Origin of the sequence: Nonlabens sp. Hel1_33_55 (genome assembly GCF_900101765.1) — a bacterium.
Classification (GTDB): domain Bacteria; phylum Bacteroidota; class Bacteroidia; order Flavobacteriales; family Flavobacteriaceae; genus Nonlabens.
Window position 1 is genome coordinate 2,131,022 of record NZ_LT627735.1, and the last position, 11,244, is coordinate 2,142,265.

At 39.7% G+C, this 11,244-nt stretch carries 13 protein-coding genes; 7 read left to right on the forward strand and 6 right to left on the reverse strand.

The annotated features are described in order from the left end of the window. Positions 1–125 precede the first annotated feature (125 nt). From BLO34_RS09480 to BLO34_RS09495, 4 genes are read left to right on the forward strand one after another with little or no spacing between them, the layout of a single operon-like run. Entirely contained in the window at positions 126–602 is a 477-nt protein-coding gene (locus BLO34_RS09480; protein ID WP_090754771.1) for a hypothetical protein, read from the forward strand. A 14-nt stretch (positions 603–616) separates the two neighbouring features. After that, the gene (locus BLO34_RS09485; RefSeq protein ID WP_090754772.1) at positions 617–1,558 is read left to right on the forward strand and encodes a 2-hydroxyacid dehydrogenase; all 942 of its coding nucleotides are present in this window, start codon (positions 617–619) and stop codon (positions 1,556–1,558) included. Continuing rightward, entirely contained in the window at positions 1,555–1,950 is a 396-nt protein-coding gene (locus BLO34_RS09490; protein WP_410503920.1) for a VOC family protein, read from the forward strand. The genes BLO34_RS09485 and BLO34_RS09490 overlap by 4 nt, the downstream gene beginning before the upstream one ends. A 36-nt stretch (positions 1,951–1,986) precedes the next feature. Further along, positions 1,987–2,334 carry a TM2 domain-containing protein gene (locus BLO34_RS09495; protein ID WP_090754776.1) on the forward strand — a complete coding sequence of 116 codons (348 nt, stop codon included), beginning with the start codon at positions 1,987–1,989 and terminating at the stop codon, positions 2,332–2,334. Positions 2,335–2,379: 45 nt separating this feature from the next. Here BLO34_RS09495 and BLO34_RS09500 read toward each other — a convergent pair whose 3' ends face one another. The 4 genes from BLO34_RS09500 to BLO34_RS09515 are packed head-to-tail and all read right to left on the reverse strand — an operon-like array spanning position 2,380 to position 7,073. Then, a complete protein-coding gene (locus BLO34_RS09500) occupies positions 2,380–3,462 on the reverse strand; it encodes a carboxypeptidase-like regulatory domain-containing protein (protein WP_090754778.1) in 1,083 nt (360 codons plus the stop codon). Then, positions 3,440–5,269 carry a GNAT family N-acyltransferase gene (locus BLO34_RS09505; RefSeq protein WP_090754780.1) on the reverse strand — a complete coding sequence of 610 codons (1,830 nt, stop codon included), beginning with the start codon at positions 5,267–5,269 and terminating at the stop codon, positions 3,440–3,442. The genes BLO34_RS09500 and BLO34_RS09505 overlap by 23 nt, the downstream gene beginning before the upstream one ends. A gap of 47 nt (positions 5,270–5,316) precedes the next feature. Then, positions 5,317–6,603 (reverse strand): aspartate kinase, encoded by a 1,287-nt coding sequence (locus BLO34_RS09510; RefSeq protein WP_090754783.1) that lies wholly within the window; start codon positions 6,601–6,603, stop codon positions 5,317–5,319. Beyond that, a complete protein-coding gene (locus BLO34_RS09515; protein WP_090754785.1) occupies positions 6,600–7,073 on the reverse strand; it encodes a GNAT family N-acetyltransferase in 474 nt (157 codons plus the stop codon). Before BLO34_RS09515 ends, BLO34_RS09510 begins: the two co-directional genes overlap by 4 nt. A 114-nt stretch (positions 7,074–7,187) precedes the next feature. Here BLO34_RS09515 and fbp point away from each other — a divergent pair, with 114 nt between their 5' ends. After that, on the forward strand, positions 7,188–8,198 hold the full coding sequence (fbp, locus tag BLO34_RS09520; protein WP_090754787.1) for a class 1 fructose-bisphosphatase: 1,011 nt from the start codon (positions 7,188–7,190) through the stop codon (positions 8,196–8,198). A 75-nt stretch (positions 8,199–8,273) separates the two neighbouring features. On the opposite strand, the gene BLO34_RS09525 is transcribed toward fbp, so the two are convergent. Beyond that, positions 8,274–8,699, reverse strand: coding sequence for a TerB family tellurite resistance protein (locus BLO34_RS09525; protein WP_090754789.1), 426 nt, complete (start codon positions 8,697–8,699; stop codon positions 8,274–8,276). A 58-nt stretch (positions 8,700–8,757) separates the two neighbouring features. Beyond that, positions 8,758–9,696, reverse strand: a complete 939-nt coding sequence (locus BLO34_RS09530; RefSeq protein ID WP_090754791.1) for an NAD-dependent epimerase/dehydratase family protein — start codon at positions 9,694–9,696, stop codon at positions 8,758–8,760. Between the two features lie 241 nt (positions 9,697–9,937). Between BLO34_RS09530 and BLO34_RS09535 the strand changes: the two genes are divergently transcribed. Both BLO34_RS09535 and BLO34_RS09540 read left to right on the forward strand, forming a co-directional pair. Then, complete coding sequence (locus BLO34_RS09535; RefSeq protein WP_090754794.1) at positions 9,938–10,621, forward strand: hypothetical protein; 684 nt, start codon at positions 9,938–9,940, stop codon at positions 10,619–10,621. A 67-nt stretch (positions 10,622–10,688) separates the two neighbouring features. Then, a complete protein-coding gene (locus BLO34_RS09540) occupies positions 10,689–11,222 on the forward strand; it encodes a hypothetical protein (RefSeq protein ID WP_090754796.1) in 534 nt (177 codons plus the stop codon). Positions 11,223–11,244: the final 22 nt, after the last annotated feature.

Here is an 11,244-nt window from a genome sequence, read left to right on the forward strand (position 1 = left end):
AATTTCCAACCGAAGATTTCAGGTAACTTTAATCAAAGGAGTTCGACATAAAGGTCTAATTGTAAATAAACGTCAACGCTGCTCCTATTCTGGTTTGAAAACCTAATTCCCATTATCTTCACTACATGAAAGCTGCCACGGCAAAACAAATACGCGATGAACTGAAGGACCGCACAGAAACCGAACTGCGCGAGATTGTCCTGAGGCTTTCCCGTTTCAAAAAGGAAAATAAGGAACTGTTATCCTACTTGCTTTTTGAGGCGCATCATGAAGAGGATTATATCCAGACCATCAAATCTCACATTGACGAGAAACTGCTGGAGATCAATACCAGCAATGGCTATTATGCTAAAAAAGCGATACGTCGCATCCTTAAAGAGACTAAGAAATTCATTAGGTATTCAGGTAATAAAGAAACCGAAGTAGCGATATTGATTCATTTCTGCAAAAGTCTACAGGAAACACATCCTAAATTGATGAGCAACAAAATTGTACGGGATATTGTCAAGAGACAGATCGTCCTCATAAAGGTGCGTATCTCCACGCTTCATGAAGATCTACAATACGATTACCAGCGCGAACTCAATGATGTAGATTATTGATTAAAATGAACTTTATGAAAATTCTCCATTTAGACAGCAATCATGATATTCTTGAAGAAAAGCTATCGGCTTCAGGTTTTGATAATCACCATGATTACACATCTAGGAAAAGCGACATAGAAAAAGTAATTTCTAATTATGACGGGCTTGTGGTACGTAGTAGATTCCCAATCGATCAAGAATTTTTATCCAAGGCTACTCATCTCAAATGTATAGGTCGTGTAGGCGCTGGACTAGAGAACATAGATTTAGAAGCTGCGCAGGAATTGGGTATTGCCTGTTTCAACGCTCCTGAAGGTAATCGCAACGCGGTAGGTGAACATGCACTTGGGATGTTATTATCTCTTTTCAACAAGTTAAATAAAGCAGATAGTGAGGTGCGACAAGGAATCTGGGATCGTGAAGGCAATCGTGGTCTTGAACTTGACGGTAAAACGGTTGGTATCATAGGATATGGTAACATGGGAAAAGCCTTTGCAAAAAAATTGAGAGGCTTCGATTGTACCGTTTTATGCCATGATATAAAAAAGAATGTAGGCGATGAAAATGCGACCCAAGTCTCATTAGAAGAGTTACAAACAAAAGCTGATGTCTTGAGCTTGCACACACCACAAACTCCTGACACCATAGCTATGGTAAATGAAAGTTTTATAGCTGCGTTCAAAAAACCTTTTTACCTGATAAATACAGCTAGAGGATCTGCCGTGGTGACTGCAGATCTTGTCGCAGCCATGCAAAGTGGTAAAGTGTTGGGTGCTGGACTTGATGTTTTGGAATATGAGAAAAGTTCGTTTGAATCACTCTTTCGCGAAAGCGATATGCCAGAAGCTCTCAAAAAACTGATGCAGATGGATAACGTCATATTAAGCCCTCATGTGGGTGGTTGGACGGTTGAGTCCAAGTATAAACTTGCTGAAGTCATTGCAGATAAAATGATCAAACATTTGAAATCATGAAAAAAGTTACGGGAATAGGCGGCATATTTTTTAAGTGCAATGATGTAGAGGCAACTAAAGAATGGTATCAAAAGCATCTGGGAATTAAGCATGATGAATACGGTCATACGTTCTGGAACCGCGACGTCGATCTACCCGATAATAAAATGAGCCAGCAATGGAGTCCTTTCAAAAAAGAAACCGATTATTTCGATCCTTCAAAACAGGAGTTCATGATCAACTATAGGGTTGAAAACCTAGATCAATTAATCGCCGAACTTAAATCAAGTGGAGTCCAATTAATTGGAGAGGCGCAAGAATTTGACTACGGCAAATTTGCATGGATTCTTGATGCAGATGGTAGGAAAGTCGAATTATGGGAACCAGCTAACGAATCGTTATTTGAAAAATAGTGTACTTTTATTTCAACCAATTAAAAATCAAATAACATGAGTACAGAAGGTTACGATAGCACAAAACGTAATGACGGTTTTGACGAAGCAAAACAATCTGCAAAAGAAGCAGCTAGTGATTTCCAGCGTGGCGTCAATGACATGGTCAACAGCCAGGAAAACAAAAAAGTACTAGCCGGATTACTGGCTATTTTCCTGGGATATTTTGGTATACACAAGTTCATATTGGGTTACACTCAAGCTGGGATTATTCAATTGGTTTTCAGTGTAGTGACTTGTGGTGTAGGAAGTATTATTGGTATCATAGAAGGCATTATTTACCTCACAAAATCTGATGAAGAATTTTATCAAACTTATCAAGTAGGAAGAAAACCTTGGTTTTAAAAAAGTAGAAAACAAATTTTAAAAGTCGCTTACTGGGCGACTTTTTTATTTGTCAAGATTATAATTCAAAGGCAGCATACCGCCTACTCCCAATTGCGGCAGGTAACCTGATGTCATCATCTCTCTAGGAGATAAGTTATTTCCAAATGAATCCATGAAAATATAGTTACTAGATAAGAATAGATCTGTTTGATGATTATCACGATCCACTATAGAATATTTAAGATTTCTAAAGGTCAATCTGTAAACACCATTCTCTACGGTGCTTCTATAATGATCTGCAGGATTGACCTTAAAGCCTTTATGAAATAGATCAAATTTATTTTCAGTCAGTGTTTTATTGATGAAGGATCTGTAGAGTAAGAGTTGGGATATTTTGAACGCTTTTTCTCTGCGCCTGATCCTTCTGCGTTCGTTTGGTTTATCGCTTTCCAGTTCTTGGTAAAAAGATGTTCCAGACACAAATGAGTTTTCTGCTAGATAGTTTTCTCTCGCATGCTCTACTTCAAAAACGCGTTCGATGCCAACAGTTGGTTTGAAAAACTTAAAGTTGATCTCAAATTCAACCAAGTCATATTTGATTTTATATCCTAGGTATTTATTTACAATGATGATGGGGTTGCGACTGGTCGCAGTCATTTGTTTGGAATCTGTATTGAAGCGCAATCGTATATCGTCTAAATTCAGAATCTCACAATTCTCAAGACTTCTTATCCCAATAAAGTAATCAAGAAATAGTCGCTCTTTTGTCTCTCGATCCCATGGATCAGGATTTATAACAACAGCATCCAATTCATTTTCCTGTTGCTGGAGCTGTACCAGTTTCAAATCAACCTGTAACGGATTTTCAAACGTTCGCTTTTCGTATCCTAAATAAGCAAAGACTAAAGGCGCCTTCATTTCCACATCGTACTTTATGGAATATTCACCATCTGGACCAGAAACAACACCTGTAGAAGTTCCCGATAAATAAACGCCAACGCCCATGAGCGGCTCTTTAGTAGCGGCATCAATGATGGTTCCTTCAATAAGCTGTTGTTGAGAATAAGCGCTTGAAACACCGAACAACAGGAAGCCAGCAACCCATAGGAAATTTGAGATTATCTTACTCCTTAGCAGCGGCATCATCTGTTGACTTGAAGTATTTCTCTTCCATTTCTGCCTGGAATTCTTCCATCACTGGTTTTACCGTGCTTTCAGGAATGTCTGCAATGCGTATGTACATCAACCCGTCAATCGCATTATTAAATAACGGATCTACATTAAAGGCAACCACCTTAGCATTTTGCTTTACGTATTTTTTAATCAATACCGGTAGCCGCAATTCATTGGGTTCCAACTCGTCAATGAGTCTGTCAAACTTGTTTAAATCAGCCTCTGAGGCGTCAAAAATGAAGTCTTTATCGGCATCTTCCAATTGTACTTTGAAACCTTTTTTAGGCTTGATGAATTGAGCTAGATATGGATCGTAATAATTTGATTTCATGAACTCAATCATGAGGGATTTTGAAAAATTGGAGAACTTATTGCTGATACTCACACCACCAACTAAAAATTTATGGCTGGGAAACCTCAACGTGCAGTGCACGATTCCTTTCCAGAGCAAAAATAGAGGCATCGGTTTTTGCTGGTATTCTGGAATAATAAAAGCACGACCCATTTCAATACTTTGAGACATCATTTTGTGAGCATCCGTATCAATGGTAAAGAGCTCATTCAAGTAAAAACCTTCAATGCCATATTTCTTGTAAATCTCTTCACCCATTCCCATGCGATAGGCACCTGCTATGCAATTAGCCTCATTGTCCCACAAAAACATGTGATGATAGTATTGATCGTATTTATCTAAGTCAATAGACTTATTTGTTCCTTCTCCTATCTGTCTGAAAGTAATCTCACGCAGTCGCCCTAGTTCCCTTAGAATGTTGGGGATTTTATCTGCCTTAGCAAGAAAGATTTCATAGTTTTTTGAAACTAGAAGTCTTTTTTCATCGGCGCGCAGTTGATCAACTTCTTTGATCATTTTAGAAGCATCACCAGTATCTATAATTTTTTTAGGTGGCGCTTTAGGTAATTTTATGTTTTTGGGAAGATCCCTTAAACTCACAGTTTCCTTATCGTATGCCTTTGATAATAAGTAGGTTTTCTTTCTTAGAAATTCTGTAAACTCATCCAACGTAGGATGCTCTTTTTGGGAAGCTACATTGATGGGATTACCTATACGAACGATGATAGTTCGGTTTTTTTGAGTGAGAAGTTCTGATGGTAATTTTGCTGTTCTGAACGTGTCAGAGATCTTAGCAAGCCTATAAAATAATTTACTATTCTTTGCATGAAAGTAAATAGGTATGATCGGCACCTCAGCTCGTTGTATCAATTTCATCGCACTTGGTTCCCATGGTTTATCTACCACCAGTTTTCCGTCGCGATAGGTAGACACTTCGCCAGCAGGAAATACTCCAAGTGGTAAATCACTTTTCAAATGGCGCATCGCCTGCATGAATCCAGCCGTGGAAGATTTTGCGTCCTTATGATCTTCAAAGGGATTCACTGGCATCACATAGGGCTTCAAAGGCTCAATGCGATGCAACAGAAAGTTTGCTATGATTTTAAAGTCCGGCCGTCTGTCCAGTAACAGCTTCAATAATAATATTCCATCCACACCACCCAGCGGATGGTTTGATATAGTTACAAAACCTCCAGTTTTAGGTATACGTTTGAGGTCATCCTCAGGAATTTCAAAATCAATTTTGAGATCGTCAAGAATTGCATCCAGGAATGCCGTTCCCTGTTTATCCTTGTTGCGGTTGTAGATTTTATTGAGCGTGGAAATACGTAGCAACTTCATGAGTGACCAGCCACCCAATCGTCCCAGCATTCCATATTTGTCAATATGGATTGCCTTTGCTACTTCATTTGCATTTACCAGACTCATAAATTAATTGCTAGGTTCTCGAACAAATATAACACAACGCAAATGCATCATTCACTAACGACCAGTTGGAGCGTTTCCTGGGTACGTTGTTTCAAAAGAACATTCTTGCCATCTTCCATTTCTTTGATGGTGTCACCTGCATAGTGACGAATTGTGTAAAGCGACACACCACTAACGTGGCTTACCTTAAAGTCTTTTTGAAGACCTTCCAGTAGCTCTTCAATCTTGGCATATTTATCCTCAACACAAAGGGAAAAACTAATCGCACTATTCTGCAATAAGCCTACTTGAATCTTGTTCTCGCTTAGTTCATCAAATATCTTAGAGATGCTTTTCTCACCTATAAAACTAAAATCCCTAGAGGCGATACGTAAGAACACCATGTTTTTCCGTACGATAAAACAAGGCGTTGTAGGTACAAGACTCTCGCTGGAAGTAATGGTGGATCCATCTGCTTTGGGATCAATAAATGACTTAACGTTGAGCGGTATGTTTTTTTCCTGCAACGGTTGCAGCGTTTTAGGGTGAATAACGCTGGCACCATAAAAGGCCAATTCAATAGCCTCATCATATGGTATTTGTGACAACAAAACCGTGTCTTTGAACACACGTGGATCTGCGTTGAGAACACCAGGCACGTCCTTCCAGATCGTGACCTCGCTGGCGTTGAGACTATAAGCAAGAATCGCAGCCGTGTAGTCACTACCTTCTCGACCTAAAGTCGTGGTAAAGCCATTCTCATCAGATCCTATAAAACCTTGAGTGATAAAAAGCTCATGGCTACATTCTTTTTTGATCTGCTCTTCAGTATGTTCCCAGTCGACGGTGGCATCACGATATTTGTTATCAGTCATAATGAGCTGGCGCGCATCCTTCCATATCACAGGTATATCGCAAGCGTTGAGGTATGCAGCAACAATTTTGGTGGACATCAATTCACCATGGCTCACCACTTGATCATAAAGAAAACTATAATTGCGGCTTTTGTTGCGCAGCATCTCGCCTTTCAAAGATTCTATAATTGCTTTGAGGTCTTTTTTGATATCGCTTTCGCGAAAGCGAACTACCCAACCATCATCAACTCCATCAACCTTCTTTTCTAGATCTTCAATAATCTCCAGGTGCTGTTCCTGCAAGTGATCGATAAGATTGAGGTATTTGTTGTCGTGTGATTCATAACTAGCAATCACGGCTTCTAGCGCATTGGTGGTTTTCCCCATCGCCGAAACTACAATTCCCAGGTTTTGCGTTCCCATAGTTTTCAAAACCTTGGTCACGTTGCGCACTCCATCAGCATCTTTGACTGATGCTCCTCCAAATTTGTAAATTCTCATTTTCCTAAATATTCTGCTAGTGATCGTCCGTCCATTTGTGCGAGATGCCATCCAGGCACGATCGTGGCACCGGTACTCTCATAAAATTCTACGGCATTCTTATTCCATTCCAGTACAACCCATTCTACTCTTCTAACTTTTTGTTCTTGAGCGTGCGTCAGTACACGGTCGTACAGCGCTTTGCCTAAACCTTTGCCACGCATCTTTTCTGTAACGATTAAATCTTCCAGGTGGATTGTTTTGCCTTTCCATGTAGAAAATCGCGGATAGCACAAGGCAATACCTTCTATCTTACCATCGTATTCTCCAACAAAGCAATTGAACAACGGCGGATTTGATGCTGCGTGTTTTTGTAATTCTTCAACGGTAACTTCAACGGCATCTGGTTCTTTTTCAAAAACGGCTAATTCTGTGATGAGCTCTAAAACTCTGAGATAATCATCACTTCTGGCTGGGCGTACATGTATCATGACCACAAAGAAAAGTCAAAATTTATTAGAGGCCTTAACCTCAACGCAAAAAGTAACATACGATAACGTTATAGTGACCGCTAGCCTATATATTTGTGGAAACCAAAATCTTTCATGGCACGTATCAACCAATCCCTAGGAGAATTCATCATTGAAAATCAAGGTGAGTTTGCCTATAGCAGCGGTGAGCTTTCCAGACTTATAAATTCCATACGCCTAGCGGCAAAAATGGTTAATCATGAGGTCAACAAAGCTGGACTTGTAGATATCACGGGTAGTGCTGGTGAAATCAACACTCAAGGTGAAGACCAGCAAAAGCTTGATGTTTTTGCCAATAATGTATTCATACAAACACTTACCAATCGAGAGATTGTTTGTGGTATTGCTAGTGAAGAAAATGAAGATTTTATAACTATTGCCGGGAGCAATAGTGATCATAAAAATAAATATGTGGTGTTGATCGATCCATTGGACGGCAGCTCTAACATTGATGTGAATGTTTCAGTAGGTACTATTTTTTCTATATACCGTCGAGTTACGCCATTAGGAACACCAGTTACCGTCGATGATTTCCTGCAGCCTGGAAATTTACAGGTCGCTGCTGGTTACATCGTTTATGGAACTTCTACCATGTTAGTTTATACGACTGGCCATGGAGTTAATGGGTTTACACTTAATCCAGCGCTAGGAACGTACTATCTATCACATCCCAACATGAAGTTTCCTGAAGAAGGCCACATTTATAGTGTCAATGAAGGGAACTACGTTCATTTCCCACAAGGTATTAAGGATTACATCAAATATTGCCAGAAGGAAGAAGGTGACAGGCCGTATACTAGCCGTTACATAGGTAGCCTGGTAAGTGACATTCACCGCAACATGATCAAAGGCGGCATTTATATGTATCCCAAAAGTTCCAAAGCAGCAAAAGGGAAACTTAGATTACTTTATGAATGCAATCCTATGGCATTCATCGTGGAGCAAGCTGGCGGAAAAGCCAGTGATGGAAAAACACGCATTATGGAGTTAAAACCAACTGAACTGCACGAACGCGTCCCATTTATTTGCGGCAGCCGTAAAATGGTAGAAAAAGCTGAAGAATTTATCGCGAAAGCAAATCAATAAGACTTGCAATAAGCAAAAACAAAAAGAGCTTTTCCAGTTGAAAAAGCTCTTTTCGTTTTTAATAGGATGGTGTGATTATCGGTTTTTGTTCAAGAGATATCTATAGTCCTCAAGGTTGAGGTGACCGCTAAAGATTTCTATAGAACGTTCCACAAGATATTCTGCATCTGCCTCGTTGAAACCTATAGCCGTTGCGTACTTGCGTAATAATTTGTGCTCTGCTTCATCTAATTGATTATCTGCAAAAACGATTTTGAACAAGTCGTGCAACCACTGGATGCGCTCTTCACTAGTATTAGGTGGCGTCACAGGATAACTATGAGGATTCTTCATTATTTCCTCATAATTAGAATCAGAAATGTCAAGCACACTCTTGAATCGCAGTAACATGACTTTTTCTTCTTCCTTCAATCCAGCAGACTGAGCTAGCGATACGATCGTTGCAAAATGACTTTTATTTCTGGCGCTTTCTCCAGATTCAAATAATGATGAAAATGACATAATTGTAATTTAATAAGAAGGTGTAAATATAATAATATGGTATTGGGTTCGCGCTTTTCTAGGATAGATGTTCCAGCATTTCGCTAACGGTAGCCTCGAGATCATAAGCTGCTTTCCAGTTCCAGTCCTCAAGTGCTGGAGTATCATCTATAGAGCTAGGCCAGCTATCTGCAATTTGTTGTCTTGAATCAGGCTCGTAATTTATAGTGAATTCTGGAATGTGCTGAATTATAGCATCAGCTATATCTTGTGGTGTAAAACTCATACCGCTCAAATTGTAAGAAGAACGCTCCTTTATTTGACTTGCCGGTGCATCCATCAAATCAACCGTCGCTCTAATAGCATCATGCATATACATCATGGGCAAGGCAGTACCTGCAGATAAGAAACAGGTGTAACTTTTATGTTCAATAGCTTTATGAAAGATGTCCACTGCATAATCTGTCGTACCGCCACCTGGTAAAGTCTTCCAGGAAATTAAGCCTGGATAGCGTATGCTGCGCACGTCAACTCCATATTTTTTATGATAGTACTCGCACCAGCGCTCACCGGTTTGTTTACTGATTCCATAAACCGTGGTGGGTTCCATGATCGTATGCTGCGGCGTATTGATCTTAGGAGTTGTTGGGCCAAAAACAGCAATACTCGATGGCCAGAAAATCCTTTGAATAACTTTTTCTTTGGCAAGATCCAGAACAATGAACAATGAATCCATGTTTAGCTTCCAGGCCTTGTCCGGGAATCTTTCCCCAGTGGCACTCAACATCGCCGCCATTAGATAAACGTCTTGTATATCTCGAGTCCTACAAACTTCACCCACTTTTTCTCTGTCTGTGGCGTCAAGAATCTCGAACGGTCCAGACTTAGTTAGTTCCTCACTTCCTTCTCTGATATCTGCAGCAATCACATTCTCACTGCCGTGAATAGACCGCAACTTCATGGTGAGCTCTGCACCTATCTGCCCGCTGGCACCTATGACTAGAATTTTTCCCGACATTCGGTAAGATTAGTTTATTGCAAATATAGTGGACACTAACAAGCCTGCTGTCTATGTTGTGAAGATCCTTTGATATTTCGCTTTCGCGAAAGCGAGAACACATCAAACATCATAACATCCAGTATTAACTTAATTATTCATGATTATATAAATTAAAAGTATAATTCATTAATAATAATTTATGTATTTAACATTTGAAAGTAAAGTACTTTTGGCCTTTCCATTATTAAAAGGAATAATTATGAAAAAGCAAATTTTCATCATGGCTCTAGCTGCAACAGCATTAATAGCCTGTAAAGAGGAAAAGAAAGACATGGATGATGTCATGGATGAAAACGCCATGGAGACAGAAACCGTTGTTGAGGTTGAGGAAGAGCAGCCCATGACCAGAACTGTTTCATACAGTCAGGAAGATGCAGGAACCATGCAGCGTGACTTTGAAGAATCTGTGACTGTCGATCAGGATGGTAATGTTACCAATATTAAAGGCTGGACAGTTTATTCTACAGTTGATAAAGACATTACTTCTCTTGAAAATGCGAATACTGCAAACAAGATGACAGCAGTTCAGAAATTAAGAACTGACTTTAACTCGCTCAAAAACTCGATTCCTGATTACCTGAACTTGAGAAGAGTACGCAGAGCTGTGGATGATGTAGACAGAGAGATAAGTGATTTTGAAGAATTATCTACTGAATCTAATGTGAGCGATAGAAAAATGAATCGTTACTTAAATAACATAGGTGAAGCTTATGATGATCTGGCAGATGAAGTTGCAAGAGCTCGCAAGAAATATGTAGAAAATAAGGAAGACGCCATCGAGGAATATCTTGAAGAAGTGAACGACCTAGACAGTGGCAAAACCACTGAAGAGCGTTACCGCGATGCCCGTGAAGAATACGATGAAGAAATGGATCAAAAATAATATCCCTAGTACACCCTAGAGAACACCGCTGTAAAGCGGTGTTTTTTTGTTTAATTTTGGCTGGTATATGCGTTACTTCATTTTCTTGTTGCTTAGTGTTCTTTTGATTTCCTGTCAGGAAGAAGAACGCAGTGCGCCTGATCAGGAAAAAGTCAAAGTTTCAGAAATTCAGTTTGCAGAAACAGAGATCGCCTTAATAGGTGATGCTCAAAGGCTGGCGTCAGAATGGGAAGCCTACACCACTTTTCAAACAGCATTTGAAAATTACGATCACAGCGTTGAAGCTACCCAGCGATTAGCAACTCTCGCTCATAATTTACGCGAGAATATGAGTCCAGAATTTGACAACCAACCTATTCGCTCAAGAATTTTGGTACTGGAAACCAGATTAAATCGCTATGCGTCCTTTTTAGGTTACACAAACAAACCAGAAGAACTGTACACAGAATATTATGGCGATATCATAAGAGCATTTGATGACCTTAACGGCCAGCTCAATGAAAAGTCTTATGTCGACGATCTTCAAGAGCAATTGATAGAAGAATTAAAGTCAGACCTGCGCGATCTTGACGGTGTTCCCAACGATTCTATTGCACTATAAACTTGTCTTAAACGGTCGGTGA